This window comes from Sphingobium sp. RSMS (genome assembly GCF_005406185.4).
GTDB classification, from domain to species: domain Bacteria; phylum Pseudomonadota; class Alphaproteobacteria; order Sphingomonadales; family Sphingomonadaceae; genus Sphingobium; species Sphingobium fuliginis.
This window is the reverse complement of sequence record NZ_CM191257.1, coordinates 918,270-942,824: the sequence shown is the minus strand read 5'-3', so window position 1 is coordinate 942,824 and position 24,555 is coordinate 918,270. Positions and strand designations below refer to the sequence as shown.

General features: G+C 63.7%; 21 protein-coding genes, 4 tRNA genes and 1 other RNA gene. 11 read left to right on the top strand and 15 right to left on the bottom strand.

Annotated features, from left to right (window positions below; genetic code table 11):
• Window positions 1-154: 154 nt before the first annotated feature.
• The 5 genes from EGM87_RS04365 to EGM87_RS04345 all read right to left on the bottom strand — a co-directional run bounded on the left by EGM87_RS04365 (window position 155) and on the right by EGM87_RS04345 (window position 2,631).
• Complete coding sequence (locus tag EGM87_RS04365) at window positions 155-652, bottom strand: YcxB family protein (RefSeq protein WP_137709758.1); 498 nt, start codon at window positions 650-652, stop codon at window positions 155-157.
• A gap of 97 nt (window positions 653-749) precedes the next feature.
• Complete coding sequence (locus tag EGM87_RS04360) at window positions 750-1,436, bottom strand: phytanoyl-CoA dioxygenase family protein (RefSeq protein ID WP_137709759.1); 687 nt, start codon at window positions 1,434-1,436, stop codon at window positions 750-752.
• Window positions 1,437-1,861: 425 nt separating this feature from the next.
• Window positions 1,862-1,937: transfer RNA gene (locus EGM87_RS04355), tRNA-Ala, on the bottom strand.
• Between the two features lie 195 nt (window positions 1,938-2,132).
• Window positions 2,133-2,208, bottom strand: a tRNA-Ala gene (locus EGM87_RS04350).
• An 87-nt stretch (window positions 2,209-2,295) separates the two neighbouring features.
• Window positions 2,296-2,631 carry a TIGR02300 family protein gene (locus EGM87_RS04345; RefSeq protein WP_007688826.1) on the bottom strand — a complete coding sequence of 112 codons (336 nt, stop codon included), beginning with the start codon at window positions 2,629-2,631 and terminating at the stop codon, window positions 2,296-2,298.
• A 149-nt stretch (window positions 2,632-2,780) separates the two neighbouring features.
• Here EGM87_RS04345 and aroA point away from each other — a divergent pair, with 149 nt between their 5' ends.
• From aroA to EGM87_RS04310, 7 genes are all read left to right on the top strand, one after another.
• On the top strand, window positions 2,781-4,121 hold the full coding sequence (aroA, locus tag EGM87_RS04340) for a 3-phosphoshikimate 1-carboxyvinyltransferase (RefSeq protein ID WP_137709760.1): 1,341 nt from the start codon (window positions 2,781-2,783) through the stop codon (window positions 4,119-4,121).
• On the top strand, window positions 4,118-4,369 hold the full coding sequence (locus tag EGM87_RS04335) for a CBU_0592 family membrane protein (RefSeq protein ID WP_137709761.1): 252 nt from the start codon (window positions 4,118-4,120) through the stop codon (window positions 4,367-4,369). Before aroA ends, EGM87_RS04335 begins: the two co-directional genes overlap by 4 nt.
• On the top strand, window positions 4,366-5,001 hold the full coding sequence (gene cmk / locus EGM87_RS04330; protein WP_025550487.1) for a (d)CMP kinase: 636 nt from the start codon (window positions 4,366-4,368) through the stop codon (window positions 4,999-5,001). Before EGM87_RS04335 ends, cmk begins: the two co-directional genes overlap by 4 nt.
• Before the next feature lie 172 nt (window positions 5,002-5,173).
• Window positions 5,174-6,886, top strand: a complete 1,713-nt coding sequence (rpsA, locus tag EGM87_RS04325) for a 30S ribosomal protein S1 (RefSeq protein ID WP_044662092.1) — start codon at window positions 5,174-5,176, stop codon at window positions 6,884-6,886.
• A 168-nt stretch (window positions 6,887-7,054) separates the two neighbouring features.
• Window positions 7,055-7,345, top strand: coding sequence for an integration host factor subunit beta (locus EGM87_RS04320; RefSeq protein WP_025549821.1), 291 nt, complete (start codon window positions 7,055-7,057; stop codon window positions 7,343-7,345).
• Between the two features lie 55 nt (window positions 7,346-7,400).
• A tRNA-Leu gene (locus EGM87_RS04315) sits at window positions 7,401-7,486 on the top strand.
• A 76-nt stretch (window positions 7,487-7,562) separates the two neighbouring features.
• On the top strand, window positions 7,563-9,347 hold the full coding sequence (locus tag EGM87_RS04310; protein ID WP_044662091.1) for a cation:proton antiporter domain-containing protein: 1,785 nt from the start codon (window positions 7,563-7,565) through the stop codon (window positions 9,345-9,347).
• On the opposite strand, the gene EGM87_RS04305 is transcribed toward EGM87_RS04310, so the two are convergent.
• Both EGM87_RS04305 and EGM87_RS04300 read right to left on the bottom strand, forming a co-directional pair.
• Entirely contained in the window at window positions 9,344-10,282 is a 939-nt protein-coding gene (locus EGM87_RS04305; RefSeq protein WP_103001352.1) for a glutaminase, read from the bottom strand. The two genes, EGM87_RS04310 and EGM87_RS04305, sit on opposite strands and share 4 nt — an antisense overlap.
• A 157-nt stretch (window positions 10,283-10,439) precedes the next feature.
• A complete protein-coding gene (locus tag EGM87_RS04300; RefSeq protein WP_137709762.1) occupies window positions 10,440-12,536 on the bottom strand; it encodes a malate synthase G in 2,097 nt (698 codons plus the stop codon).
• 92 nt (window positions 12,537-12,628) lie between these two features.
• Here EGM87_RS04300 and EGM87_RS04295 point away from each other — a divergent pair, with 92 nt between their 5' ends.
• The 4 genes from EGM87_RS04295 to EGM87_RS04280 all read left to right on the top strand — a co-directional run bounded on the left by EGM87_RS04295 (window position 12,629) and on the right by EGM87_RS04280 (window position 17,913).
• The gene (locus EGM87_RS04295) at window positions 12,629-13,552 is read left to right on the top strand and encodes a LysR family transcriptional regulator (RefSeq protein ID WP_171010044.1); all 924 of its coding nucleotides are present in this window, start codon (window positions 12,629-12,631) and stop codon (window positions 13,550-13,552) included.
• Window positions 13,553-13,562: 10 nt separating this feature from the next.
• Window positions 13,563-15,830, top strand: coding sequence for an NADP-dependent malic enzyme (locus EGM87_RS04290; RefSeq protein WP_025549824.1), 2,268 nt, complete (start codon window positions 13,563-13,565; stop codon window positions 15,828-15,830).
• A gap of 92 nt (window positions 15,831-15,922) precedes the next feature.
• Window positions 15,923-16,600 carry a L,D-transpeptidase family protein gene (locus EGM87_RS04285; RefSeq protein WP_171010028.1) on the top strand — a complete coding sequence of 226 codons (678 nt, stop codon included), beginning with the start codon at window positions 15,923-15,925 and terminating at the stop codon, window positions 16,598-16,600.
• Window positions 16,601-16,716: 116 nt separating this feature from the next.
• Complete coding sequence (locus EGM87_RS04280) at window positions 16,717-17,913, top strand: MFS transporter (RefSeq protein WP_137709763.1); 1,197 nt, start codon at window positions 16,717-16,719, stop codon at window positions 17,911-17,913.
• Window positions 17,914-17,969: 56 nt separating this feature from the next.
• On the opposite strand, the gene EGM87_RS04275 is transcribed toward EGM87_RS04280, so the two are convergent.
• The 8 genes from EGM87_RS04275 to ffs form a co-directional block, all read right to left on the bottom strand.
• The gene (locus EGM87_RS04275; protein ID WP_137709764.1) at window positions 17,970-18,503 is read right to left on the bottom strand and encodes a hypothetical protein; all 534 of its coding nucleotides are present in this window, start codon (window positions 18,501-18,503) and stop codon (window positions 17,970-17,972) included.
• Window positions 18,490-18,861: a phosphoribosyl-AMP cyclohydrolase gene (hisI, locus tag EGM87_RS04270; protein ID WP_044662087.1), complete on the bottom strand. Its 372-nt coding sequence runs from the start codon at window positions 18,859-18,861 to the stop codon at window positions 18,490-18,492. Before hisI ends, EGM87_RS04275 begins: the two co-directional genes overlap by 14 nt.
• A 158-nt stretch (window positions 18,862-19,019) precedes the next feature.
• Window positions 19,020-19,096 (bottom strand) — tRNA-His (locus tag EGM87_RS04265).
• Window positions 19,097-19,383: 287 nt separating this feature from the next.
• Window positions 19,384-19,656 carry an HU family DNA-binding protein gene (locus tag EGM87_RS04260; RefSeq protein ID WP_007688799.1) on the bottom strand — a complete coding sequence of 91 codons (273 nt, stop codon included), beginning with the start codon at window positions 19,654-19,656 and terminating at the stop codon, window positions 19,384-19,386.
• 176 nt (window positions 19,657-19,832) lie between these two features.
• Window positions 19,833-22,229 (bottom strand): endopeptidase La, encoded by a 2,397-nt coding sequence (gene lon / locus EGM87_RS04255; protein WP_171407191.1) that lies wholly within the window; start codon window positions 22,227-22,229, stop codon window positions 19,833-19,835.
• A gap of 130 nt (window positions 22,230-22,359) precedes the next feature.
• Entirely contained in the window at window positions 22,360-22,683 is a 324-nt protein-coding gene (locus EGM87_RS04250) for a YbaB/EbfC family nucleoid-associated protein (protein ID WP_025549830.1), read from the bottom strand.
• A complete protein-coding gene (locus EGM87_RS04245; protein WP_137709766.1) occupies window positions 22,680-24,290 on the bottom strand; it encodes a DNA polymerase III subunit gamma/tau in 1,611 nt (536 codons plus the stop codon). The genes EGM87_RS04250 and EGM87_RS04245 overlap by 4 nt, the downstream gene beginning before the upstream one ends.
• 114 nt (window positions 24,291-24,404) lie before the next feature.
• Window positions 24,405-24,502, bottom strand: an RNA gene (gene ffs, locus EGM87_RS04240) — signal recognition particle sRNA small type.
• Window positions 24,503-24,555 lie beyond the last annotated feature (53 nt).

Sequence of the window (24,555 nt, the reverse complement as noted above, 5' to 3'; positions counted from 1 at the left end):
CGTCCAATATCGTAGATACCGGATGAAATAGCATTGGTAGGTGCCGTTTTATATGGGAATGATAAAGATGGGTGGATTGCCGACTGGCAGCTTTCAGACAACCAAAACAGGAAAGCAGGCCCGAGCATTGGACGCCATTGGAGCAGCAGGTAGTTCACACCGTCACCGGAAATGAAGCTAATTGCTCCTGTGACAGCGCCCGGCTGGGGATAAAATTCATGAGCGCATCGCTTTGGCGAAGGATGATGGCGTCCTGCCCCTTCACGATTTTAACGAAATCCGACCACGAGAACTGCGAATGGCCACGAGATGAAATGAACGAGATGCCAGTTTCCGACCATTTTACGGTGGTATTATCGTGCAAGGACTTTTGTTGATCGAAGATGCGTCTGACTTGGCGGGGAAGCCGCAGATAGGCGGAAAAAAAGATCAACGAAAGCAACGTGATCCAGTATCCGAGTCCAATTGCAGCGGCAATTGGAACAGGAGCAATATCCCATTCCCAAGCGGCTGCCATCGCCATCACGGCAAGCGCTGCGCCCCCACTTACATAGGCTCGGATCACCCGTTTTGACTTGAGTGTCACTCGGAAATTGAGCCTATAGGCTCCGAGCAAATCTTCTGGCGTGGCTTGAAATGAGACCGTTTGCATTGCCAATTAAATGCCGACGGTTGAAAGGGTATGCAAGGTCTGCTTTTGAGCAAGTCAATCGCCGGGGTAACAGAAAATTTCTGGTCGCCCGCCGCCATTACACGCCCAGCCACTCCAGCCCGCCCGCAAGCTCATCTGCCGAGTAATCGATCTGCAAGACTCGACGGTGGCCCATGACGCTCGCCGCCTCCGAGGCATGTAGGATGGGAGTTGAATACACCCACACGTCGCCAGCCTTGGCGAGGCAGGTGTAAATGCCGGATTGAGCAACAACATCACCATATTGTTCGACCGGTATGCGCCCACGGACATGAGAGCCTGGAGCAATCAACAGCGGCGAATTTTGAGCGGGCACGTCGTCCAGATGAACCCGAAGGGTCAACATCCGGGCCAGCAGTTCAAACGGCGGCGTGACATGCTGCATTCCGCCTTTGATCGTCCAAGGCCCATAACCCTCGACATCGATCCGCCGCTTCACGCAGATTGTGCGGTCCTGATGCCATCCCAACGACCAGTTCGTCGCTGCGGTTTTGTCAAACAGGATTGCACGAACGGGGCGACATCGCGATCCAAGAAATTCTGCTGCAACGGAGCCTATTGCGCCATTTGCAGCCAGAAAAGGCCGGAGGGCTTGGATGCCGTGGATACGAACGCCTGCCTGCTCATGAGGAAATTCACGCAACGCCGCACATATGTCTGGAAGCAGCGGCAATACAGCGGCGGGAATGTGCTGTGCCCCGTCTTTGGCGAGAGTAAGGTTGTCGAGGTGCGCCGCTTGCTTCATCGCACCATGTAAAGCACTGACCTACGCCGCAGCAATGTCTGGTTTCGGATCGCTTGCACGGAGGTGCGAGCAGCAAGAAATGGTCGATTCCAGACGCTCCTTTCACCGGTCAGCTTTCGGACTTAACCGAGCAACTGAGGATCAGCCATAGTAACCCAACGGCAACAACATCCGCAAAAAGCATCCTATTTGCCAACAGGCGACCCTTTCCATCTGTCCTATCCCGCCCCGGTCAGCCTACCAGGCTCCGTCTTTGAAACGTCTGATATATTGGGTTCCTACGCATACGCGCGCGGGCGCACGCGCGCGTACACTGTGAACTTCGGCGGAAAACGGCAGAAATCAGCCGCAAAACAGCCGCCTACAATCCTGATTGGATCGAGAAGCTGGCCCATGGCGAGCTACTTCAGATGATAGGGGAAAGTTGGTGGAGCCTAGCGGGATCGAACCGCTGACCTCCTGCATGCCATGCAGGCGCTCTCCCAGCTGAGCTAAGGCCCCATCGTTGCGCGGCATCATACCGCATCCCAATGGATCAGGCCATGTCCGGCATAAAGCCGTCGGCCAAATATAGAACACTCCTTGCGTGGCGTTGGAGTGTTAATCGAGGTTATTCGCAACCTCACCACACCCCTCGCTTGCGCTCGGGAGTTTTGCCGGAAGCCGTCCCCCGGACGGCTTCTATTTCGGCAAAACTGGTGGAGCCTAGCGGGATCGAACCGCTGACCTCCTGCATGCCATGCAGGCGCTCTCCCAGCTGAGCTAAGGCCCCGTTTCCAGTGTCGGCGCCGTTGGGGCGGCGCCTCGGAGGCCGCTGCCATTAGGTGGCGGCGAACTCCTTGGCAAGCACAAAATTCAATTAATTGTCGTCGTCGCCATCATCCCCGCCGGCGTCGACGCCCAGATCGTCGTCGCCGCCCAGATCGACGTCATTGTCCGGCGAATCGCCGTCATCATCCACGTCCAGATCCAGGTCCAGATCGTCGTCCGCCGTCTCGATCTCGCCATCGGCGGTTTCGATGACCTTCTTGGGCGCTTCCTCATAGGGTAGCGGCTGCTTCGACTTCAGCACCGGTTCCGGTTCCCAGGCCGTGCCGCAGTTGATGCAGGTGACCGGGTCATCCTTGCCCAGGTCGTAGAAGCGCGTGGCGCATTTCGGGCAGGTACGCTTCGTGCCCCATTCAGCCTTGACCATGTCCGGCCTTGTCCTTCTCTTGCGAGTGCTCAAAACAGAAATTACGCGGCACGACAGGGTCGCCCGCGAAGAGACGGCGCCTTGCCATAGCGAAACCGCGCTGTCAAAAGCCGGGCGCATTTTTTCAAGTTTTGCAGACGGATTGACCCGTGACCGCTTCTTCCGACCAGCCCCTGCCCATGACCTTCACCGCCGCCCCGGCCCTTTCCGGCTCGATCGCCGTGCCGGGCGACAAGAGCATTTCGCACCGCTCGCTGATGCTCTCCGCGCTGGCCGTGGGCGAGAGTCGGGTCGAAGGGCTGCTGGAGGGTGAGGACGTCCTCGCCACCGCGGCCGCCATGCGGGCGATGGGCGCGGACATCCGCAGGGATGCGGACGGCATCTGGCACATCCATGGGGTGGGCGTCGGCGGCCTGCTCCAGCCGGAAAGCGCGCTCGACATGGGCAATAGCGGCACCTCCACCCGCCTGCTGATGGGGCTGGTCGCAAGCCACGCCATCACCGCCACCTTCGTGGGCGACGCCTCCCTCAGCAAGCGCCCCATGGCCCGCGTCACCGATCCGCTGTCGCGCATGGGCGCCAGCTTCACCACCAGTCCCGGAGACCGCCTGCCCCTTACCATGCGCGGCGCCTGCCCGGCCGTGCCGCTGGACTATCGCCTTCCCGTGGCATCGGCGCAGGTCAAGTCGGCCATCCTGCTCGCCGGCCTCAACACTCCCGGCATCACCCGCGTGGTCGAACCGATCCCCACCCGCGACCACAGCGAACGCATGCTCAAGGGCTTCGGCGCGGACCTCAACGTGGAGGTCGAAGCCGACGGCACCCGCATCATCACGCTCAAGGGCGAAGCCGAACTCCACCCGCAATCGATCATCGTTCCCGGCGACCCCTCCTCCGCCGCTTTCCCGATGGTTGCAGCCCTGCTGGTTCCGGGATCGAACGTGACCATCGCCAATGTCGGCCTCAACGCGACGCGCGCCGGGCTGGTCGATCTGCTGCGCGAGATGGGCGGCGACATCGTCATCGAAAACCCGCGCGAGGTCGGCGGCGAGCCGGTGGGCGATCTCGTCATCGCGGCCTCGACGCTGAGGGGCGTCGAGCCCGATCCGGCCCGCGCCCCGTCGATGATCGACGAATATCCCGTCGCCTTCATCGCCGCCGCCTTGGCGCAAGGGCGCAGCATCTTCCGCGGCCTGGAAGAATTGCGCGTCAAGGAATCGGACCGCATCGCCACCATGGCGGCAGGCTTGCGCGCCATCGGCGTGCAGGTCGAGGAACTGGAGGACGGCATCGTCATAGAGGGCAGCGGTGGCGCGCCCCTCCCCGGCGGCGGCCCCGTCGCGACGAAGCTGGACCACCGCATCGCCATGAGCTTCGCGGTCGCAGGCCTCGTGTCCAGCAATGGCGTCACCATCGACGACATGCGCCCCGTCGCGACCAGCTTCCCGGGTTTCACCGCTTTGCTGCATTCGCTCGGCGCACTCGCATGACGTTCGACCTTGCCAATGTCCTGGGACTGATCGGCAGCGGCCTGATGGTCATTGCCTATGCCTATAGCAACATGGCGAAGGTGCTGAGCTTCACCCTCTTCAACCTGCTTAACCTGGTCGGCGCGGTGCTGCTGATCTATTCGCTGACGGTTCATTTCAACGTCGCGTCGATGGCGCTGGAAGTCATATGGGCCTTCATCGCCCTGATCGGCCTCGCCAAGGCGCTGCGGAAAGGCAAAGCATCATGATCATCGCCGTCGACGGCCCCGCCGCATCGGGCAAGGGCACCATCGCCAGGGCGCTGGGCCGGCATTACGGCCTGCCCGTGCTCGATACCGGCCTGCTCTATCGCGCCGTGGGCCTTGCCGTGCTCAAGGCCAGCGGCGACCCGGACCATGAAGCCGATGCGCTCGCCGCCTGCGACTTCGACGACGCCATGCTGAAAGATCCCGCGCTGCGCAGCGAAGCCGTCGGCTCGCTCGCCTCCCGCGTATCGATCCACCAAAGCGTCCGGCAGGCCCTCGTCAGGCGCCAGCGCGACTTCGCGACCCAACCCGGCGGTGCGATCCTGGACGGGCGCGACATCGCCACCGTCATCGCCCCCGATGCCGACGCCAAGATCTTCGTCACCGCCAGCGTCCATGTCCGCGCCCAGCGCCGCTATCAGGACGCACTCGACCATGGCGGCCATCCCGACATGGACAGCCTGATAGCGGACATCCAGGCCCGCGACACCCGCGACATGAGCCGCGATCATGCCCCGTTGCGCATGGCCGATGGAGCGGACTTGCTCGACACCAGCAATTTGACTATAGACGCCGCCGTCCAGCAGGCCATTGCACTGGTGGACGCCCAGTTGGAACGTCGGCAACAGGCCTGACGCGATGCCGGGTGCCGGGGATTCCCAGGCGCCCTTTTCGCTTGTCCACAGGGCGTCGACTCGACATGGCCGAACGGATGTTCGCATGGGTATCCGGCCCTGCGGGCGCTTTGGCCTGAAAGACCACCGGACACAACCGGTAGGCCAGCAATGACGAGTGAAGGACTTACCTATGGCCTCTACGGCATTCCCCTCGCGCGACGATTTCGCCGCGCTTCTCAATGATTCTCTCGGTGGCGAGGATGGCGGCTTTGAAGGCCGCGTCGTCAAGGGCACCGTTACCGGCATCGAAAACGACATGGCGCTGATCGACGTCGGCCTGAAGTCGGAAGGCCGCGTGCCGCTGCGCGAATTCGCCGCGCCGGGCCAGAAGGCCGACCTGAAGGTCGGTGACGAAGTCGAAGTCTATGTCGACCGCGTCGAAAACGCCCATGGCGAAGCCATGCTGTCGCGCGACCGCGCCCGCCGCGAAGCCGCCTGGGACAAGCTGGAAGCCGAGTTCACCGAGAACGCCCGCGTCGAAGGCGTCATCTTCGGCCGCGTCAAGGGCGGCTTCACCGTCGACCTGGACGGCGCCGTTGCGTTCCTGCCCGGCAGCCAGGTCGATATTCGTCCGGTTCGCGACGTCACCCCGCTGATGGACATCCCGCAGCCCTTCCAGATCCTGAAGATGGATCGCCGCCGCGGCAACATCGTCGTGTCGCGCCGCGCCATCCTGGAAGAAACCCGCGCCGAACAGCGCTCGGGCCTCATCCAGACGCTGGCCGAAGGCCAGATCATCGAGGGCGTCGTCAAGAACATCACCGACTATGGTGCGTTCGTTGACCTGGGCGGCATCGACGGCCTGCTGCACGTCACCGACCTCAGCTACAAGCGCATCAACCACCCGAACGAGATGATCAACATCGGCGACACCGTCCGCGTCCAGATCATCCGCATCAACCGCGACACCCAGCGCATCAGCCTTGGCATGAAGCAGCTGGAAAGCGATCCGTGGGAAGGCGCCGCCGCCAAATATCCGGTCGGTGCGAAGCTGTCGGGCCGCGTCACGAACATCACCGAATATGGTGCGTTCGTGGAACTGGAACCGGGCATCGAAGGCCTCGTCCACGTTTCGGAAATGTCCTGGACCAAAAAGAACGTCCACCCCGGCAAGATCGTTTCGACCAGCCAGGAAGTCGACGTCATCGTCCTGGAAGTCGATCCGGAAAAGCGCCGTATCTCGCTCGGCCTCAAGCAGGCCCAGAACAACCCCTGGGACAGCTTCGCCGAACGTCACCCGATCGGTTCGACGGTCGAGGGCGAAGTCAAGAATGCCACCGAGTTCGGCCTGTTCATCGGTCTGGACGGCGACGTGGACGGCATGGTCCACATGTCGGACATCGCCTGGGGCATTTCGGGCGAGGACGCGCTGGCCCTGCACCGCAAGGGCGAGACGGTCCAGGCCGTCGTTCTCGACATCGACGTCGAGAAGGAACGCATCAGCCTTGGCATGAAGCAGCTTGAGCGTGGCGGCCCGGCCGCTGGCGGCACCACCGCCGCTGCCGCTGGCCTCAACAAGAACCAGACGGTAACCGTCACGGTTCTGGAAGTCCGCGACGGCGGCCTGGAAGTCCAGGCCGGCGAAGATGGCGCCACCGGCTTCATCAAGCGCAGCGACCTTGGCCGCGACCGCGACGAACAGCGTCCGGAACGCTTCCAGATCGGCCAGAAGTTCGACGCCATGGTCACCGGTTTCGACCGCGCCAAGAAGCCGACCTTCTCTGTCAAGGCCCTTCAGATCGCTGAAGAGAAGCAGGCTGTGGCGCAATATGGTTCGTCCGACAGCGGCGCCTCGCTGGGCGACATCCTGGGCGAAGCGCTCAAGGCCAAGAGCGAGGGCTAAGCCCTCCTTCGGTATCTAACTTAAGTAATATGGCCCGCCGGAACTTAACTCCGGCGGGCTTTTTCTATTCCCAAAATGAGAATGACATACCGATATTGGCTGATTGTCACAGCCATGAGGATTCATTATAAATAAACAGGGAACCAGAAGGGGGAGTCTGGAGGACCAATGATACGCTCGGAACTGATTCAGAAATTGGCTGAGGAAAATCCAAACCTCAACCTCCAGGAAGTGGAAAGGATCGTCGATCTTTTCTTCAAGGAAATAGTCGACCGCCTCTCCAGCGGAGGGCGAGTGGAACTTCGGGGCTTCGGCGCCTTTACGACACGGGCGCGCGACGCGCGTACCGGTCGCAATCCGCGCACCGGTGAACAGGTGCCGGTGGATGCCAAGCGGGTTCCCTATTTCAAGCCCGGAAAGGAAATGCGGGAACGGCTGAACGGCAAAGCTGCCCACTGATCCAACCACATCCTTGACCTGTGCGTCGTTAGCCTTCAGGGGGTAACGGCCTCAAGCGGACGTGGCGAAATCGGTAGACGCAGCGGACTTAAAATCCGCCTCCCCCTGGGAATGCGGGTTCAAGTCCCGCCGTCCGCACCACAGCCTTTCACGGCATCTTTTCCGGTTTCCAGTGCTTATCGCTGGATATCCGCTGCATTTGTGGCGATGATCGGTCATGGCCGGCGCGATCAACCCACAGAGCTTCAGCGATTCCCTTGTCATCCTGGGGGCCGCGGGGCTCGTCATCCCCGGCTTCGCGCGGCTGCGGATCAGCCCTGTCATCGGCTTCATCCTCGTCGGGCTGGCGGTGGGGCCGTCGGGATTGGGCGCTTTGGTGGGCCAATATCCCTGGCTCTATCATGTCACCATTTCCAACAGGGCGGCGATAGAGCCCTTTGCCGAACTGGGCGTCATCCTGCTGCTTTTTTCCATCGGACTCGAACTCAGTTTTCGTCGTCTCTGGACCATGCGGACACAAGTATTCGGCGTCGGCGCGGCAGAATTGATCGGCGGCGGTACGCTGATCGCTCTTGGCCTTTACTTGCTGGGCCAGCCACCGGCAGGCGCTTTCGGCCTGGGCCTCGCGCTGGCGCTGTCGTCCACGGCCGTGGTGCTGCCGATGGTGGGCACGCAAAGCGCCGTCGGCCGCGCGGCCTTTTCCATGCTGCTTTTCGAGGATCTGGCCCTCGTCCCCATCATCTTCATGCTGGGCGCGCTTGCTCCCTCGGTCGCTGCCAGTCCGGACGGCCCGTGGGGCGAACTGGCCGACACGCTGATCAAGAGCGGGATCACCATCGCCATCATGCTGGTCCTTGGCCGCCTCTGCCTGCCACATATCTTCAGCCAGGCCGCCCGCACCAAGAGCCCGGAGGTGTTCCTGGCCGCCAGCCTGCTGGTCGTCATCATATCCAGCATGGCGACCTCGATCGCCGGCCTGTCTCCGATCGTGGGCGCGCTCCTCGCCGGACTGCTGATCGCGGAAACCGATTATCATGGCGAGGTCGAGGTCATGACCGCGCCGTTCAAGGGACTGGCGCTCGGGGTCTTCCTCATCACCGTCGGCATGGGCCTTGACGTGCGCGTCATCCTGGCCAACTGGCCTACGCTCATTTTGGCGATGGTGGGCGTGGTCCTTGCCAAGACCATCGTCACCGCGGCCCTGCTCTACCTGTCGGGCGCGAGGAAGGGCGTGGCGCTGGAAGTCGGCGTGCTGATGTCCAGCCCTTCGGAAACCACATTGATCGTATTGTCCGCCGCCGCTGCGGCCCAGTTGATCCTTCCTTCCACCGCGGCCTTCTGGCAGATCGTGACCGCTATCGGCCTTACCATCACGCCGCTGCTCGCACGGCTGGGACATGACATTGCGCGGCGGCTGGAAATGGCGCTGGGCGAAGAGGCGCCGGAAATCAACGAAGACCATGCCGAGGCAGCCGCCGTCGTAATCGGCTTCGGGCGCGTGGGGCGCATGATCTGCGACCTGCTCAACCTGCACAAGCAGCGTTTCATCGTCGTGGAATCCGACCCGGACGTCGTCGCGGAAGCTCGGCGCGGAGGGTATCCCATATTGTTCGGCGACGTGTCCCGCACCGAAATGCTCGACAAGCTTCGTCTCGGCCATGCACGTGCCCTGATCCTGACGATGGACGATCCTGTCCTGTCGGTTCGGGTGACGAAGCGTGTGCGGGGATGGGTGCCCGATCTGCCGATCATCGCGCGCGCACGGGACACCGATCATGCGGCCCAGCTCTATCGCGCCGGGGCCAGCGATGCGGTTCCGGAGACGCTCGAAAGTTCGCTCCAACTGGCGGAGACCGCGCTGGTCGACCTGGGCGTGGCGATGGGACCGGTGATCGCCTCCATCCACCAGACGCGGGAGGATCTGCGCATGGGCATCAAGGATGCCGCGCAGCTCGAAACCGCGCCCAAGCTGCGGCGGCTGCGGGCCGATGAGGTGCCTTAGGACGGACCTTGCGGTGGGCTGAAAACCGACCAGCCGGTGCGATGGGCCAGTTCTTCGAGCGCCAGCGTGCCAAGCTGGCTATTGCCATTTTCGTTCAGGCCAGGCGACCAGACGGCAATGGACGCGCGACCCGGCACGATCGCCAATATGCCGCCGCCTACCCCCGACTTGCCGGGAATGCCGACGCGGAAGGCGAAATCGCCCGAAGCGTCATAATGGCCGCAGGTCAACATCAAGGCATTGATCCGCTTGGCCCGGCTGGATGAAACGACCCGTCCGCCCTCGGGATGCCGGCCGTCTAGCATCAGATAGCGGCCCGCAAGTGCGAGTTGACGGCAACTCATCTCGATCGCGCATTGGTGAAAATAGGTGCCAAGCACCAGATCGACCGGATGACGGATATTGCCGAAGGCGCGCATGTAATTGGCCAGCGCCATATTGCGAAAGCCGGTCGCCGTTTCCGACGCCGCGACCGTTTCATTGATGGCGATGCCGTCGTCGCCTGCCAGATAGCGGACGAAGCGCAGCATTTCTCCAATCGCGACGCGGGGTTGATGACCGCCCAGATTGACGTCCGCGACGACGACGGCGCCCGCGTTGATGAACGGATTTCGCGGGATGCCCTGTTCCTGCTCCAGCTGAACGATGGAATTGAAGGCGTTGCCGGACGGTTCCCGCCCTACCCGCTGCCAAAGCTGATCGCCTATCTTGCCGAGCGCGAGCGTCAGGGCGAACACTTTGGAGATGGACTGGATCGAAAAGCCGGTGGCGCAGTCGCCTCCCTCGATCAACCGGCCATCGGCGGTTGCGACAGCGATGCCGAACTGGCCGGGATCGACCTTGGCCAGTTCCGGAATATAGCTGGCGACCGTGCCGCGATCTTCCCGGCTTGCAGCATGAGCGACGATGTCGGCAATGATCGCGGGCAAGTCCATGAACAGATCGGCGTCCCACCAGGCAGGGTTGATGAAATGACTTGATAGAACGCCGCCGGCTCCTGCCCAACATAGCTGGGCAGGAAATTCTGAAAAGGGCTATGTGCTGCTGGCAGGACGGGCGGCGCGATGAGCCATCCGCCTCAATCCCACAGCCTCAAGCCGTCGCCTTGGCCAATGCCCGATATTTGTGGAGCAGCGGTTCGGTATAGCCGTTGGGCTGCGCCACGCCCTCGAAGACCAGGGCGCGGGCCGCCTGCCAGGCAAGGCTGTCCGGGTTGCCGCTCATCGGCCGGTAGAGCGGGTCACCCGCATTCTGGGCATCGACCTTGGCGGCCATGCGGGTGAAGGCGGCGTCGACCTGCTCCGTCGTGCAGACGCCATGAAGCAGCCAGTTCGCCATATGCTGCGATGAGATGCGGAGCGTGGCGCGGTCCTCCATCAGGCCGATGTCATGAATGTCGGGAACCTTGGAGCAGCCGACGCCCTGATCGATCCAGCGGACGACATAGCCAAGGATGCCTTGCGCGTTATTGTCCAGTTCCTGGGCGATTTCCTCTTCCGACCAGTTGCGGCCCGGCTGCGCGACCGGAATGGCCAGCAGCTTGTCGAGGGGTGCGATGGCCTCGACCTTGCGTTCCGCCTGGCGGGCGAAGACGTCGATGCGGTGATAATGAGTCGCGTGCAGCGTCGCCGCCGTGGGGGACGGAACCCAGGCCGTGTTGGCGCCGCTCCTGGGATGGCCGACCTTCTGGTCCAGCATGTCGGCCATGCGATCCGGCGCGGCCCACATGCCCTTGCCGATCTGGGCGCGGCCCGACAGGCCGCAGGCGAGGCCGATCTGGACGTTGCGGTCCTCGTAAGCCGTGATCCAGTCGCTGGTCTTCATCTCGCCCTTGCGGATCATCGGGCCGGCGCGCATCGATGTGTGCATCTCGTCCCCGGTGCGGTCCAGGAAGCCGGTGTTGATGAAGACGATGCGGTTCCTCACCGCCTCGATGCAGGCGGCCAGATTGGCGGAGGTGCGGCGCTCCTCATCCATGACGCCGACCTTCAGGGTGTGGCGGCTGAGGCCCAGCAGGTCTTCGATGGCGTCGAACAGGCGGTTGGTGAAGCCGACTTCTTCGGGACCGTGCATCTTCGGCTTGACGATATAGACGCTGCCGGTGCGGCTGTTGCCGCCTTCACGCTTCAGGTCATGCAGGGCGATCAGCGTGGTGACGATGCCGTCGAGAATGCCTTCGGGCGCTTCCTGCCCGTTGGCGAGCAGGACGGCGGGCGTGGTCATCAGATGGCCGACATTGCGGACGAACAGCAGGCTGCGGCCCGGCAGGGTGAAGGTGCTACCGTCGGGCGCGGTATAGCCGCGGTCGGGGTTGAGGGCGCGGGTCATCATGGCGCCGTTCTTCTCGAACGTGTCGGTAAGATCGCCCTGCATCAGGCCGAGCCAGTTGGAATAGGCGGCGACCTTGTCCTCCGCGTCGACGGCGGCGACGGAGTCCTCGAGATCGCAGATGGTGGTGAGCGCGGATTCGAGGATGACGTCGGCTATGCCCGCTGAATCGTCCTTGCCGATGGGGTGCGTGCGATCGAAGACGACTTCGATGTGCAGGCCGTTATGGCGGAAGAGTAGGCCCTTCTCGCTCCGTCCGAGATATTGGCCGGGATCGGCAAGCTGGATGTCGTCGCTGGCGAGCTTGGCCCAGGGGCCGTTGGCGAGCGGTATCGCTTCGTCCAGGAAGGCCTTGGCCCAGGCGATGACCTGCGCGCCGCGCTGCGCGTCATAGCCCTTGCCGGCCGCCGCGCCGGGAATCGCGTCGGTGCCGTAGAGCGCGTCGTAGAGGCTGCCCCAGCGCGCATTGGCAGCGTTCAGCAGGAAACGGGCGTTGAGGATGGGAACGACCAGCTGCGGTCCGGCGAGGCGCCCTATTTCCTCATCGACATTTTCGCTGCCGATCTGAAACGGCGCAGGTTCGGGGACGAGATAGCCGATGTCGCGCAGGAATGCCTGATAGGCGGCAGCGTCAACAGGCTGGCCCGCCCTTTCCCGATGCCAGCCGTCGATCTGAGCCTGAATCGCGTCGCGCTTGGCCAGCAACGCCGCATTTTCCGGCGCGAATTGCGCGAAGATCGCGGCGGCGCCACGCCAGAAAGCACCGGCATCGATGCCCGTGCCGGGAAGCGCGCGCTCCTCGATGAAGGTGGCGAGTTGCTGCGCGACCTTGAGGCCCGCGCGATCGGTCATGCTGGTCATGGATGGTCTCCTTTTGAACGGGACCATAGACGGGGCGCATTATGCGCGGTAGATGATATTATTCGAATTCAGATTTTCCTCTGGTGAAACAAATGATGGACCCGGATTATGATCTTTTCGCGACGATCGTCGACGAAGGCGGCATGGCGGCGGCGGGACGAAGATTGCATGTCTCGCCCGCCATGGTGTCGAAGCGGCTGGTCCGGCTGGAGGATCGGCTGGGCACCCGGCTGATCCACCGGACGACGCGGCGGCTGGCGCTGACTCCGGCCGGCGAACGGCTGCATGAAGACCTGCGCGCGATCATGGCCGCGCTGGACGCGGCGGAGCGGCGCGTCTCCGGCGCTTCGGCGGAGGCGACAGGGACGCTGCGGGTATCCGCGCCGACATCCTTCGGGCGCATGCACGTCGCACCCTATCTGGGCCGGTTTCTGGAGGCGCACCCCAAAGTCCGGATGCAGATAGATTTGTCGGACGACTATGCCGACCTGCTGGCGACCCGCGCGGACCTGGCCATCCGCATCACGGCCGATCCAGGCCAGGGCCTTGCCGCTCATCGGCTGGCGACCAACCGGCGCGTGCTATGTGCTGCCCCCGATTATCTGACGCGCTTCGGCATGCCGCAGACCGCCGCCGATCTTCGCAAGCACCGCCTGCTGGCGGCGGAGGGACAATTGCCCTGGCGCCTGCTCGGACCCAGGGCCCCGGTCCTGATCGAAGGCGACAGCTATGTCCGCACCAACAGCAGCGAAATGGTCCGGGAACTGGCGCTTTCCGGGGTGGGCGTCGCCCTGCGCTCGCTCTGGGACGTGAGCGACGCCCTGGAGCGGGGCGATATTCGGCAGATCATGCCGGATCATGAGGGATCGGCGGATGTCGGCCTCTATGCCGTTCATCTGCCACAAAATAATCCGCCACTCGCCATCACCGCCTTCATTGATTTTCTTGTCGGACTATATGCCCCCAGCCCGCCATGGGAGCGGTCGGGCATTGCCCGCGCGGAAAAGCGGCTTTAAGGGCCATTTCATGGACGAAAACACCCGGCGCGCCGCCCTAGACTATCACCGCTATCCGCAACCCGGAAAGCTGAGGATCGAACCGACCAAGCGCATGGTCAACCAGCGCGACTTGGCGCTGGCCTATTCGCCCGGCGTCGCCGCGCCCTGCGTCGACATTGCCGCAGATCCCGAAAAGGCGATGGACTATACCGCGCGGGGCAATCTGGTCGCGGTGATCTCCAACGGAACGGCAGTGCTGGGCCTGGGCTCCATCGGTGCGCTGGCCTCCAAGCCGGTGATGGAGGGCAAGGCCGTCCTCTTCAAGAAATTCGCAGACATCGACGTATTCGACATCGAAGTCGACACCACCGATCCCGAGAAATTCGTGGACGCCGTCGCCCTGCTGGAACCGACCTTCGGCGGCATCAATCTGGAGGACATCAAGGCGCCGGAATGCTTCGCCATAGAGGCGGAGTTGAAGAAGCGGATGAACATTCCGGTCTTCCACGACGACCAGCATGGCACCGCCATCGTGGTAGCGGCGGCGGTGCGCAATGCACTGGTGTTGCAGGGCAAGACGCTGGCGGATGCCAAGCTCGTCACCTCCGGCGCGGGCGCGGCGGCGCTGGCCTGCGTCGACCTGCTGGTGTCGATGGGCCTCCGACAAGAAAATGTCACGCTGACCGACAAGGACGGCGTCATCCATTCGGAACGCGAGGGCATGTTGCCGAACATGGCTCGCTATGCCCGCACCACCAATGCGCGGACCCTGCCCGACGTGCTGCCGGGGGCGAACCTGTTCCTGGGCCTTTCCGCGCCCGGCGTGCTGAAGCCCGAATGGCTGCCGCTGATGGCCCCCAATCCGTTGATCTTCGCGCTCGCCAATCCGGAGCCGGAAATCCGCCCCGAAGTGGCGCGGGAGGCGCGGCCCGACGCGATCATCGCCACTGGGCGGTCGGACTATCCCAATCAGGTCAACAACGTCCTGTGCTTCCCCTATATCTTCCGGGGCGCGCTGGATGCGCGGGCGACCGAGATCAACGAGGCGATGAAGGTCGCCGCCGCCGACGCCATCGCCAATCTCGCCCGCATGCCCGCCCATGACAGCGTCGCCCAAGCCTATGGCGGGCGCAAGCTGGTGTTCGGGCCGGACTATATCATCCCCACCCCCTTCGACCCGCGCCTGATCGCGGAGATCGCCTGCGCCGTGGCAAAGGCGGCCATGGACAGCGGCGTCGCCAAGCGGCAGCTCGACCTGGAAGCCTATAAGCGACAGCTCACGCAGCAGAATACGCGGTCGGCCCAGTTGATGCTGCCGGTGTTCGAGGCAGCGCGGGGAACGCAGCGGCGCATCGCCTATGGCGAGGGCGAAGATGAGCGCGTGCTGCGCGCCATTCAGGATGCGCTGGACGAGGGCATCGTCCGCCCGATCATCGTGGCGCGCCGGCGCATATTGAACCAGAAACTGCCCGACCTCGGCCTCAGCTTCGCGCTGGATCGCGATGTCGAGGTGGTCGATCCCGAAACGGACCATCTGCTGATGGGCGAACTGGTCGAGGCGTATCGCGCCGTCGCCGCGCGGCGTGGCGTTTCCTCGGCAGAGGTCGTGCGCCATGTCTATCGCCGGCCCAGCGTCACCGCGGCCATGCTGCTGCGTACCGGACGGGTCGATGCGGCGCTGGTGGGCGGCAACAGCGAATATTGGGGCGAGGTCGAGCATGTGCTGCGCATCATCGACCGCACCCCGGGCAACAGCCGGGTCTATGCGCTTTCCGGCCTTATCCTGGACGCGGGCGCGCTGTTCATCACCGACACCCATATGGTGCCCGATCCCACGCCCGACCAGATTGCGGAAATGGCGCTGCTCGGCGCGACTGAACTCAAGCATTTCGGGCTGACGCCGCGCGTGGCGCTGCTGTCGCATTCCAATTTCGGCGCGTCCCATTCCCCCAGCGCCCGCAAGATGCGGGAGGCGCTCAAGCTGGTGAAGAAGGCGGCGCCGGAACTGATGGTCGATGGCGAGATGCATGCCGATGCAGCGCTCAGCCAGGGATTGCGCGAGCGGCTGATCCCGGATTCGCGGTTCGAAGGGCCGGCCAACCTGCTGGTCATGCCCAATCTCGACGCGGCGAACATCACGCTGACGGCGTTGTCGGCTTCCTCCAGCTCGCCCACGGTCGGGCCGATGCTGGTCGGTCTGGCGCAGCCGATCCATGTGCTGACGCCCGGCGTGACGGCGCGCGGCATCCTGAACCTTACCGCCATAGCCGCGGCGGAGGTGGAACGGGAAGGCTGAAGCCTTAACCTTTTTCTGCAATGGCTTGGGCTGCTACGGGTCGTCATCACGCCTCCGCGCGGATGACGACGATCTGAGGTAACGGACGGTTCATGGCGGGACGGGTTTCGACGCGAGTGAAGCTGGCGATCGGCGGCGGTGCGGCGGCGGTGATGCTGTTGCTGGGCCTGTCGTTCGGCCGCGGGCGCGATCTCCCTCCGCAGGGCAGGACAAGCGCTCAAAGGAGTGAAGCGCCGGAGCCGGCCAGGTCATCCCCACCGGTCGAGCGCACCCGCGCCCAGCCTCTGGCGGTCGATCCGCACGCCCTGATGGTCAGGCGGGTGCTCCCCATCGAAGGCCCCTTCCGCCATGGCGATTATGTCTGGGACGAAAGCGGCGCGCCGGCGACCGGACGGGTCATCATCACCGTCGACCTCAAGGCGCAGACATTGTCGGTATTCCGCGCCGGTTATGAGATCGGATCGGCGGTCATCCTCTATGGCGCGGACGACAAGCCCAGTCCCCTTGGCGCGTTCCCGATCACGGAAAAGGACGCCGATCATTATTCGCGGACCTACAACAACGCGCCCATGCCCTACACGCTGCGCCTGACCAGCGACGGCGTGGCGATCCACGGCAGCGACGTTCAGTGGGGCAATGCCACCCATGGCTGCATCGGCGTGCCAAAGCCGTTCGCGAAAAAGCTGTTCGGCGTGACCAAGGTGGGCGACCTGGTCGTCATCACCAATGGCAGGATGCTGGACACCAGCCAGGCCCGACAGGCCATGTGAGTTGCGCAACTTATTGGCGTAATTGCAATAAAGTCATGTGAACATAACTTGATTTCAATCCGCAACTCTATCATGTGCGGACGGCATTCCTATCGCATCGCAACATGGAGCAACCGATGGCGCAGGCCAGCCGCGCGGTTCACCCCGCTCTCGTCATTCTCGCGCTCTCCATGGGCGCCTTCGCCATCGGCACGACCGAATTCGCGGCGATGAGCCTGCTGCCCTTTTTCGCGGGCGATCTGCGTATCAGCGAACCCATGGCGGGCCATGCCATCAGCGCCTATGCGCTGGGCGTGGTGGTGGGCGCACCGCTGATCGCCGTGCTGGGCGCGCGGCTGCCCCGGAGGAAGCTGCTGATCGGGCTGATGGCATGGTTCGCGATAGGCAATGCGCTCAGCGCCCTGTCGCCCGACTATACAACCATGCTGTTGTTCCGCTTCCTGAGCGGTCTGCCCCATGGCGCCTATTTCGGCGTCGCGGCGCTGGTGGCGGCGTCCCTGGTGCCGAATGACCGGCGCGCGCTGGCGGTGGCGCAGGTGATGACGGGCCTGACCGTCGCCACCGTCGTCGGCGTGCCGGTGGCGAACTGGACGGGGCAGGCGCTGGGGTGGCGCTGGGGCTTTGGCATCGTGGCGTTGCTGGCGGTGATCACGGTGACGCTGGTGGCGATCTATGCGCCGCGCGACGCCGGCGATCCGGAGGCCAGCCCGATGCGCGAACTGGGCGCGTTACGCGAACCGCAGGTGCTGCTGACGCTGCTGACCGGCGCTATTGGCTTCGGCGGGCTGTTCGCGGTTTACACCTATGTCGCCTCGACGATGATTTCCGTGACCCATGTGCCCGAGGAGTTGGTGCCGGTGGTGCTGGCGATCTTCGGCATAGGCCTGACGATCGGCAATCTTGTTGCGGCATCGGCGGCGGATCGGGCGCCGAATCGGACCGCTATCGGCGTGCTGCTGTGGAGCGCGGCATCGCTGGCGTTGTTCCCGCTGATGGCCGGCAATATCTGGAGCCTGTCGCTGGTGATCTTCCTGATCGGCTGCGGCGGGGGCCTGGGTAGCGTGTTGCAGACCCGGCTGATGGACGTGGCGGGCGATGCGCAGACGCTGGCGGCGGCGGCGCATAACGGCGCCTTCAATGTCGCCAATGCCCTGGGACCATGGCTTGGCGGGCTCGCGATCTCGGCCGGCTACGGCCTGACATCGACCGGGTGGATCGGCGCGGGATTGGCCTTGGGGGGCTTGGCGGTCTTCCTGCTGGCCTTGAACCTGCGCCAGAGGTCATTGCGCTTGGCGGCGGTAGCCTGCGAGTAAGTCCTTCAACATCCCGCGTTCCGCCGTTCGCCGGAGCATGACAGGGTCCGAAGCGTCTAGTCCGACTCGCATAGCAGCCCGCCACCACTGTCGCGGGCCTGGAAAGCCGATGCGGCGTCGTTCGCCACGCGGGGGAAACTGACGCCTTCGAGGGAGCCCCTTCCCTTGCAGACATTCGCGCAGTTCATGTCGACAACGCCCGGCAGCGATAGTTGATCGCCGTCATATTGGGCCACCACGATGCAATGATCGCTATGGGAGAAGCTCAGGATCAGCTTGTCGCCCGCTGGCCGCGCGGAGCCCCTGCCTGCACAGCTCTGATCCTCCCCGAAGGTCGCCTCCAGGCCGAAGCGATAGTCGCCGTTTTTGGCCGGGATCACGCAAAGCGCATCGCGACCGGCTTCATGATTGCGCTGGTAGAGGCCGATGGCAGGCACCTTGGCCGCATCAGCGATCACGCCGGTTTCGATCGCTGCGCGTTCGAGGCCGGAACTGATTTGCATGCCGGTTTCGCGCGGCCCCTGCGTGGGCGCAGCCTCACGCTGGCACGCCGCGAGCAACAGCAATGCGGCAAGGCTAGTCGGCCGCATCGACAGCTGTCAGGCCTTCCGGGCCGATGCGGCGGAAGAAGCAGGAGCGCGCGCCGGTGTGACAGGTGGGACCGGCGGGTAGAGCCTTCACCCAGACAGCGTCCTGATCGCAATCGATGCGAAGATCGCGCACCTGCAACATATGGCCGGACGTCTCGCCCTTCTTCCAGAGCGACTGGCGGCTGCGCGACCAGAAATGCGCAAGGCCGGTATCGCGGGTAAGCTGAAGCGCCTCCGCATTCATATGCGCGACCATCAGCAGTTCCCCGCTGTCCACATCGGTCACGACGGCTGTGATCAGGCCGTCCTTGTCATATTTGGGATTGAGGGTCAGGCCCCGGTCACGTGCTTCGTCCATGAAGGCGGCTATAGAGGGCGGTGGCCCTCATGCGAAGCCCTGAATGATGAAGAGCCGTCGCGGGAAAGAAGGAGAGCAGTTTCGACTGGCTGAGCGCGAACCAAGTTCGAAGGCGACCGGGCGCCCCTCACGCAAATTCATCCAGCGAAGAAGGAAAATGGGGCGATCGACGGGATCCGAACCCGCGACCTCCGGTACCACAAACCGGCGCTCTAACCAACTGAGCTACGATCGCCACAGGGGCTGTGCCCCTTGAGAGAAGGGCCACATATGCGGCCCTTCCCGCGCCGTCAAGCGGCCTGATGCGGAAAAAGCCGCAATGCCGAAATAAAAAGAAAAGGGGTGAGAAGCGTGATGCCCCCACCCCTTTTCATGCCCTGGAAGATCAGCGCGCATGAGAGCCCCGCTCCCTGCTGCCGCGCTCAAATCCGGCAGTCTCTCTCCGATAAAAATTCCGCCAACCGCGATGCCGGCTCGAAAACGGATCGAGGCGCTCCGCCGGGGAGCGCCCCTTGAAAATCCTTAGTTGACCGAGTCCTTCAGGCCCTTGCCGGCCTTGAACTTGGGCTGGGCCGAAGCCTTGATCGTCATCGTCTCGCCCGTGCGCGGGTTGCGGCCGGTCGAGGCCTTGCGCTGCGAAACGGAGAAAGTGCCGAAACCGACCAGACGAACCTCATCCCCCTTCTTCAGGGCTCCGGTGATGGCGTCGAAAACACCCTCGACGGCCTTGCTGGCGTCGCTCTTGGAAAGGCCGCTGCTTTCAGCGACTGCGCTGATAAGATCCTGCTTGTTCATGCCTTGGGAACCCCCTTCTAGCTGTTTGGATAGTTTAGGAATCGCGGCGTAGGCGGCGCAATAAGGCCCAGCTTTCGGGCCTTGTCAAAGGGAAAGCGGCGTCGGCGGCCGGTCAAGCAAGATTTTATGGTAAAAGCTTGCTGAATAGCCGTGCGACGCCGCTTTCCTTAGTCAGCTTAGTGACGAATGGACGCTTCCCCGTCCCGCCCCTGCGCCGGGTTCGGCTGGGCGGCAAGGTCATCCTCCTCGGTCCACGCGATCGCTTCCGGCTTGCTCATCAGTGCGCGGGCCAGCACCTCATCGACATGGGACACGGGAACGATCTCCAGCCCTTCCTTGATATTGGCCGGAATCTCCGCCAGATCCTTCTCGTTTTCCGCGGGGATCAACACCGTCTTGATGCCGCCCCGCAGCGCCGCAAGCAGCTTTTCCTTGAGGCCGCCGATAGGAAGGACGCGGCCCCGCAGCGTGACTTCACCGGTCATCGCCACATCCTTGTGCACCGGAATGCCGGTCAGGGTCGACACGATGGTCGTCACCATGCCGATGCCTGCCGAGGGGCCATCCTTGGGCACCGCGCCTTCGGGAAGGTGGATGTGGATATCCTTGCGGGTGAAAATGCTGGGCTTGATCCCATAGCCGGGCGAGCGCGCCTTCACATAGGAGAAGGCGGCCTGGACCGACTCGTTCATGACCTCGCCCAGCTTGCCGGTGGTCTTGATCGCGCCCTTGCCGGGCACGGTCACCGCTTCGATGGTCAGCAGTTCGCCGCCCACCTCGGTCCACGCCAAGCCCGTCACCGCGCCGATCTGATGCTCTTCCTCACCCACGCCGTGGCGGAATTTACGCACGCCGGCATAGTCCGCCAGATTGTCCGGCGTGATCGTCACCTTGTCATAGGCGCCTTCGAGGATCTTGCGCAGCGCCTTGCGGGCGAGGCGCGCCACTTCGCGCTCCAGCGTGCGGACGCCGGCTTCGCGGGTGTAGTAGCGGATCAGATCGCGAACCGCCTCCTCCGTGACGTCGAGTTCGCCTTCCTTGAGGCCGTGGGCGTCGATCTGCTTGGGCAACAGATGCCGCTGGGCGATCTCGACCTTTTCATCCTCCGTATAGCCTTCGAGCCGGATGATCTCCATGCGGTCGAGCAAAGGTTGCGGCAAATTCAAAGAGTTGGCGGTGGTCACAAACATGACGTCTGAAAGGTCGACGTCGATCTCCAGATAATGATCCTGGAACTTGCTGTTCTGTTCGGGGTCCAGCACCTCCAGCAGCGCGGAGGCGGGGTCGCCGCGAAAATCCTGTCCCAGCTTGTCGATTTCGTCCAGCAGGAAGAGCGGGTTCATCGTCCCGGCTTTCTTGAGGTTGGTCACGATCTTGCCCGGCAACGAACCGATATAGGTGCGGCGGTGCCCCCGGATTTCCGCTTCGTCGCGCACGCCGCCCAGCGACTGGCGCACGAACTCCCGCCCGGTCGCCTTGGCGATCGAACGGCCAAGCGAGGTCTTGCCGACACCCGGAGGGCCGACGAGGCACAGGATGGGGCCCTTCAGCTTGTTGGTGCGCGCCTGCACCGCGAGATATTCGATGATCCGGTCCTTGACCTTCTCCAGCGCGAAATGATCCTCATCGAGGATCGCCTGCGCCTTTTTGAGGTCGGTCTTGACCTTGCCCTTCTTGCCCCAGGGCAGGCCCAGCAGCACGTCGAGATAGTTGCGCACCACCGTGGCTTCGGCGGACATGGGCTGCATGCCCTTGAGCTTCTTCAGCTCCGCCGTCGCCTTGGCGCGGGCTTCCTTGCTCAGCTTGGCCTTGGCGATCTTCTCGGTGAGTTCAGCGAGTTCGTCGCCTTCTTCGCCATCGCCATTGCCCAGTTCGCGCTGGATCGCCTTCAACTGCTCATTGAGATAATATTCGCGCTGGGTTTTCTCCATCTGCCGCTTCACGCGGCCGCGAATCTTCTTCTCCACCTGGAGCACGCCCAGTTCGCCCTCCATGAAGGCGAAGACCATTTCGAGGCGCTTGACCGGGTCGGCTTCGACCAGCAGCGACTGCTTGTCGGCGACCTTGACGTTGATGTTGGCGGCGACGGCATCGGCCAGACGCCCCGCATCCTCGATCTCGCGCAACTGCACGGGGGTTTCCGCCGGCAGCTTCTTGTTGAGCTTGGCGTAATTTTCGAACTGCTCCGCCACCGAACGCATCAGCGCGGCGGCCTCCGGCCCTTCGGCGTCGATTTCCTCGACCGCCGTCACATCCGCGACCATATGGCCGTCGGCCTGTCCGATGCCGTCCAGCCGGGCGCGCTGCTTGCCCTCCACCAGCACGCGAACGGTGCCGTCGGGCAGCTTCAGCAATTGCAGCACCACGGCGATGACGCCGGTGTCGTAGAGCGAATCCTGGCCCGGATCATCCTCCGCCGGGTCGAGCTGCGACACGAGGAAGATTTCCTTGCCGCCTTCCATCGCCGATTCGAGCGCGGCCACGCTCTTGTCGCGGCCCACGAACAGCGGCACGATCATCTGCGGGAAGACGACGATGTCGCGCAGAGGAAGCAGGGGATATTGCGTAGTCATTCACTCTCCGGGGTGACATTCCACCCAGTCATGCGGTTCATCGCCTTTATGGGGATGGTCGCCGCATGGTTCAATCATGCGTTATGGGATCGCAATGATGAATAAAGGCTGATCCCCGGCACGCTCACGATCAGAAAGGCAGCTTGAAGCCGGGCGGCAGCGGCAGGCCGGCGGTCATCTTGCCCATTTCGGCGCTGGACACTTCATCCGCCTTCTTGCGCGCATCGTTGAACGCGGCGGTGATAAGGTCCTCCAGCATCTGCTTTTCCGACACGGCGAGCAGGCTGTCGTCGATGGCGACGCCCAATATGCGCCCCTTGGCCGAGGCGCGGACCTTGACCAGTCCGCCGCCTGCGCTGCCCTCCACCTCCAGCTTGTCGAGATTTTCCTGGGCGCGTTGCAGTTCCTCCTGCACGCGGCTCGCCATGCCCAATATTTCGTTCAGATCCTTCATCGCTCTGCACTCCATTGTTCGAGCTCGTCGCCAAGCTCGGCATCGGGGAAAGCAGCCAACGCCGCCTTGACCACTGGGGTTTCCATGATTTCCGCACGGGCATCCGCCGCCTTGCGCATTTCCTGTTCCAGCAGGGTCGGCGCAGCAGGACCGTCGACGGCGCTGACGCGCCAGGCCGTGCCGGTCACCTCGCGCAGCGCCGGGTTCAGGCGGGCAAGGAAATCGGACGACAGGGAAGACGTCGGGGCATAGTCCAGTTCCGGCGCGGCATAGCGGACAAGGCCGATGCAATCATGCATTTCCTGCGCAAGTTGCCCCTTGCCGCGCTGCCAGAAGGCTTCGATCAGCTCTTCGAAGCTGGCCGGAAGTTTCGCGGCAGGTGATCCGGAGGGTATGGCGGCGGGCGCCTGCCCCGGAGCGGCGGCCGCAGGCGCGCCTTCGCGCAGCAGGCGGGCGATCTCGCCGGGGTCGGGCATGGTCGCGGCGTGCATCACGCGCAGCAGCGCCATTTCGCAGCTTTCGATCGGCAATGCCGCGCTGGCAACCTCTTCATGCCCCTTCAGCAGCAATTGCCATAGCCGGTGCAGCGGCGCGAAGCCGAGTTGCGAGGCCCAATCCGCCAGAGCCTCGCGCTCCTCCGCCGACTGGCCGGGATTGGCGATGTCGCGGCCCGCCTTCACCAGCGTCACCGCATGGACCAGTTCCAGCAGGCCGCGCATCAGCGAGAGCGGCTCCACGCCAAGCGCATATTGATCGCGCACCGCGCCAAGCAGCGCGCCGGTGTCGCCTTCGAGCAGCAGGCCCAGCAGGCGGCGTGTGGCGCCCCTGTCGGAGAGGCCCAGCATGTCGCGAACCTGCAGGGCGGTAACGAGCGGGGCGCCTTCGCCCATTTCCGCATGCGCTATGGCCTGGTCCAGGATGGACAGGCCGTCGCGCGCCGAACCCTCGGCGGCCTGGGCGATCAGCGCCAGCGCATCGGGTTCGACGGCGACCGATTCCGCCTCCACCACATGGGCGAAATGGGCGGCGAGCAGTTCGGCGGGGATGCGGCGCAGGTCGAAGCGCTGGCAGCGCGACAGCACCGTCACCGGCACCTTGTTCACTTCCGTCGTGGCGAAGAGGAATTTCACATGCGCCGGCGGCTCCTCCAGCGTCTTCAGAAGCGCGTTGAAGGCGTTCTTGGACAGCATGTGAACTTCGTCGATGATATAGATCTTGTACCGGGCCGAAACGGCGGCGTAGCGCACCGCCTCTATGATTTCCCGCACATCGTCGACGCCGGTATGGCTGGCGGCGTCCATTTCGACCACGTCGATATGGCGTCCCTCGGCAATGGCCATGCAGGGTTCGCAGACGCCGCAGGGATCGATGGTGGGACCGCCCTGCCCGTCCGGGCCGATGCAGTTCAGCGCCTTGGCGATGAGGCGCGCGGTGGAGGTTTTCCCCACGCCGCGCACGCCGGTCATCAGGAAGGCATGGGCCAGGCGTCCCCGGCGAATCGCATTGCCCAGCGTCTGGACCATCGCGTCCTGCCCGATCAGTTCCCGGAAATTGCGCGGGCGATATTTGCGCGCGAGCACGCGATAGGGCTGGGGGGAATCGGACATGCGAATCTTCTAGCCGTTCGTACGGGGCTTGGCGACCCGAAGGGCAGCCTTCATCGTTCCAACATCGAAAGAAGAAGTGGACGCCGTCAGGCCCGGTCCGAACGGATGCTGTTTGGAGGTGGGAGCCGGAACGACCCGCAGCGAAATCACTGTGGCTGCTTCCGTCAGGACCTGACCAGGTTCGCGACGACTACGTCCGCCCGACTCCCGGCGCGGCATATGGCGAAAGGTGGCGGTTATGGCAAGGGGCCAAGGAGAGGGATCG

What these genes read in the sequence shown, in the direction of transcription:
- EGM87_RS04365 (WP_137709758.1), bottom strand. Translation starts at nt 652, where the DNA reads ATGCAAACGGTCTCATTTCAAGCCACGCCAGAAGATTTGCTCGGAGCC.
- EGM87_RS04360 (WP_137709759.1), bottom strand. Translation starts at nt 1,436, where the DNA reads ATGAAGCAAGCGGCGCACCTCGACAACCTTACTCTCGCCAAAGACGGG.
- EGM87_RS04345 (WP_007688826.1), bottom strand. Translation starts at nt 2,631, where the DNA reads ATGGTCAAGGCTGAATGGGGCACGAAGCGTACCTGCCCGAAATGCGCC.
- EGM87_RS04335 (WP_137709761.1), top strand. Translation starts at nt 4,118, where the DNA reads ATGACGTTCGACCTTGCCAATGTCCTGGGACTGATCGGCAGCGGCCTG.
- cmk (WP_025550487.1), top strand. Translation starts at nt 4,366, where the DNA reads ATGATCATCGCCGTCGACGGCCCCGCCGCATCGGGCAAGGGCACCATC.
- rpsA (WP_044662092.1), top strand. Translation starts at nt 5,174, where the DNA reads ATGGCCTCTACGGCATTCCCCTCGCGCGACGATTTCGCCGCGCTTCTC.
- EGM87_RS04320 (WP_025549821.1), top strand. Translation starts at nt 7,055, where the DNA reads ATGATACGCTCGGAACTGATTCAGAAATTGGCTGAGGAAAATCCAAAC.
- EGM87_RS04310 (WP_044662091.1), top strand. Translation starts at nt 7,563, where the DNA reads ATGGCCGGCGCGATCAACCCACAGAGCTTCAGCGATTCCCTTGTCATC.
- EGM87_RS04305 (WP_103001352.1), bottom strand. Translation starts at nt 10,282, where the DNA reads ATGGACTTGCCCGCGATCATTGCCGACATCGTCGCTCATGCTGCAAGC.
- EGM87_RS04300 (WP_137709762.1), bottom strand. Translation starts at nt 12,536, where the DNA reads ATGACCAGCATGACCGATCGCGCGGGCCTCAAGGTCGCGCAGCAACTC.
- EGM87_RS04295 (WP_171010044.1), top strand. Translation starts at nt 12,629, where the DNA reads ATGATGGACCCGGATTATGATCTTTTCGCGACGATCGTCGACGAAGGC.
- EGM87_RS04290 (WP_025549824.1), top strand. Translation starts at nt 13,563, where the DNA reads ATGGACGAAAACACCCGGCGCGCCGCCCTAGACTATCACCGCTATCCG.
- EGM87_RS04285 (WP_171010028.1), top strand. Translation starts at nt 15,923, where the DNA reads ATGGCGGGACGGGTTTCGACGCGAGTGAAGCTGGCGATCGGCGGCGGT.
- EGM87_RS04280 (WP_137709763.1), top strand. Translation starts at nt 16,717, where the DNA reads ATGGCGCAGGCCAGCCGCGCGGTTCACCCCGCTCTCGTCATTCTCGCG.
- EGM87_RS04275 (WP_137709764.1), bottom strand. Translation starts at nt 18,503, where the DNA reads ATGCGGCCGACTAGCCTTGCCGCATTGCTGTTGCTCGCGGCGTGCCAG.
- hisI (WP_044662087.1), bottom strand. Translation starts at nt 18,861, where the DNA reads ATGGACGAAGCACGTGACCGGGGCCTGACCCTCAATCCCAAATATGAC.
- EGM87_RS04260 (WP_007688799.1), bottom strand. Translation starts at nt 19,656, where the DNA reads ATGAACAAGCAGGATCTTATCAGCGCAGTCGCTGAAAGCAGCGGCCTT.
- lon (WP_171407191.1), bottom strand. Translation starts at nt 22,229, where the DNA reads ATGACTACGCAATATCCCCTGCTTCCTCTGCGCGACATCGTCGTCTTC.
- EGM87_RS04250 (WP_025549830.1), bottom strand. Translation starts at nt 22,683, where the DNA reads ATGAAGGATCTGAACGAAATATTGGGCATGGCGAGCCGCGTGCAGGAG.
- EGM87_RS04245 (WP_137709766.1), bottom strand. Translation starts at nt 24,290, where the DNA reads ATGTCCGATTCCCCCCAGCCCTATCGCGTGCTCGCGCGCAAATATCGC.